Annotated in this window: 3 protein-coding genes; all 3 read left to right on the top strand. The window is 53.5% G+C overall.

Translation table 11 applies throughout. The features are described from left to right. The coding region (locus ABJK56_RS00650) for a hypothetical protein (protein WP_347242739.1) at positions 1-720 on the top strand (720 nt) is incomplete at its 5' end. Positions 721-754: 34 nt separating this feature from the next. After that, positions 755-1,522, top strand: coding sequence for a hypothetical protein (locus ABJK56_RS00645; RefSeq protein WP_347242738.1), 768 nt, complete (start codon positions 755-757; stop codon positions 1,520-1,522). A gap of 64 nt (positions 1,523-1,586) precedes the next feature. Further along, positions 1,587-1,823 (top strand): hypothetical protein (locus ABJK56_RS00640; RefSeq protein ID WP_347242737.1); only part of this gene is annotated, 237 nt, incomplete at its 3' end.

Below are 1,823 nucleotides of genomic sequence, written 5' to 3'. Positions count from 1 at the left end.
CGGCTGGCCAAAGAGGGCACGCCGGAGGAGAGAGAAGAGGCGTGCAGGCATCTCGCACCATTTATCTCAGAAGCAGCACGCAAGGTTGCTCGAAGCAAGGGGTGGGGGAAACGGGATCAAGAGAATTTTGCTGACGAGGCACCTAGCGTTATTCTTGAAAAACTGCAGGCGTACGATCCCGCTCGTCCTTTCAAACCTTGGCTATATAAGGTCCTTCTTAATTGGATAGTGGACGAAAAGCGAAAAAGGAAAACGAGGCAAAAACATGTAGGTGTGTTTTCAGACATACTTGATCGTAAGGCCGACTCTGAAAACAAATGGGCCAGGGTGACTACGGAAGCCGAAGTATTTGCTGATTCCCACAGTCTCGAAGATTATTCACAGGCTGAGATTAGAGTCGACCTGAGCACACCCTTTTCGGAGGCGGATTTGGAAAAGCTGGAACGCGGTTTGAAGCCCAGGCCCAGGGTATTCTCCCTGGTTATCCTCGGACTTTGGGACTGCGTTCCAAGGGCTCGATGGGAGAGCTGGCTCCAGCAGGCTGAACTTTCACCCGATTTCCCTCCGCAGGAGATTACGCAACACGATGACTACAACGATCGGCTTCGGGAGTTGGCACGCCTCCCGGGCGCCACTGAACAGAGTTTTCGCATGTTGCTCTCTCGCGCACGAGAAGTTTTTTGGTCGTTGAAAAAGATCCAGGAGCTCGGCGAAACATAACGGGCTGTGATCACAGACGCTGAAAGGTTTCCGCATGAATGGTCCTAACCGTCTGTTGCGCCAGTGGTCGAATCTGCCGGATCCCCGTCAAGGGATCGGCAGCCAAACTTTGTCGGTGCTTTTTTTCGAACAGATCTGGCATCACTGCCTCAAACACTGGACCTCCCGGCACGAACCGTGGGACGAAGAGTTTGGCAAGGATGTCATAGCCAGGCTTCGCAATCTTGTCGATGTGTGCTCGCCGGAAGGACAGGATGTCGTCAATCGGGTCCTGGAGGTATTAGAGAAACAGACGCAAGCAAGTCTTGTGCGCCCTCAAGTCTTGATCCTTACACTTGCCACATCAACGGCCAGAGATACCAAGTGGCTGCTCGTTCTCCCGAGCGGTGCCATAGCCATTTTGAGGGGGACAGAATGCGTCTTGCGATGGGTTACCTGTTACTATCTTTGCGTGGCAGCCGTAGAAAGAAAAAGGAGGGAGAGGTGGAAGGCCACCGTGAGAGAGGTCATCCGCCGGTACGTCCCCGTTCGGGGCGATCCACCGCAGTGGCTAATGCCAACCCCACAGGACGCACTAGTACTCCGAGGCTCCGAGGGAAAAGTTGGCGGTTGCTTCCAGAATTTACAATTTATTACCCCGGAAAACTGGGGCTTTGAACCAGAACTCACAGGCTGTCCGTGGCGGGGCCGACTACCCTCTTGGCCCGAGGCCGAGCAATATGATGGAAGAGAACAACCCAATACACGTCGAAGGTGGTTCAAACCTCGCCGATGGTGGGAAGATTACGAAGATTATCAATAAGTGGTCTGATTAGCTCTTCAATTCTACCAGACATCAGACAACTTTAAACATCAGGGATGCCAACATGACTACTTCTCATTCTTTAAGGCACGACTGGTACGGATACGGCGATCAGCTCGAGGAAGCGTTAGCTGATCCCGCCCTGAATGAATTTGAAATTGGGACGCCCAGTCCAGCGGCGAAGGAGGCCGCCGCTCGGGTGGCGATTGCGCTGGGGTACTGTCGCGTATTTGGAATCGACACGGGAGAACACGATGGTGTTTTCCCCGTTCCCGAAGCCATCGCTGCCGCCGAGATACTT

Source organism: Thermogutta sp. (genome assembly GCF_039793925.1).
Classification (GTDB): Bacteria; Planctomycetota; Planctomycetia; order Pirellulales; family Thermoguttaceae; genus Thermogutta.
This window is presented reverse-complemented; position numbering and strand designations above follow the sequence as displayed.